The sequence below is a fragment of the Lyngbya sp. CCY1209 genome (assembly GCF_035615495.1).
GTDB lineage: Bacteria > Cyanobacteriota > Cyanobacteriia > Cyanobacteriales > Microcoleaceae > Limnospira.
Genome location: NZ_JAJENU010000263.1, coordinates 1 through 295, shown reverse-complemented (window position 1 = coordinate 295; position 295 = coordinate 1). Strand labels below are relative to the sequence as shown.

The following is a 295-nucleotide window of genomic DNA, read 5'->3' as shown; positions in this document are numbered from 1 at the left end:
GTAACCAGAAGCCAACGCCCAGATGTAATGTCTGGGATATGCAGACGGGTTACGGTTCAGACGTAAGATGGAGACTTAAGTAGCAATAATGGCGTCTAGTCAAACCAAAGGTTTCGGCAAGCCGAAACCAACGGTCACTAAGAATGCATGGAGGATAATCAATTGGGCGAAAGTCCAGCGGATGGTCTTCAAGTTGCAAAAGCGTATCTATCAAGCGACTCAATCGGGACAGGATGCAAAAGCCAGAAGGTTGCAGAGACTCCTTTTGAAGTCATACTACGCAAGGCTCTTAGCG

Annotated in this window: 1 protein-coding gene; it reads left to right on the top strand. The window is 47.5% G+C overall.

Features of this window, described 5'->3' with window-relative positions; all coding sequences use genetic code 11:
* Window positions 1-88: 88 nt before the first annotated feature.
* Window positions 89-295: reverse transcriptase N-terminal domain-containing protein (locus LKE08_RS07490; protein ID WP_375341406.1), on the top strand; the 207-nt coding region annotated here is incomplete at its 3' end.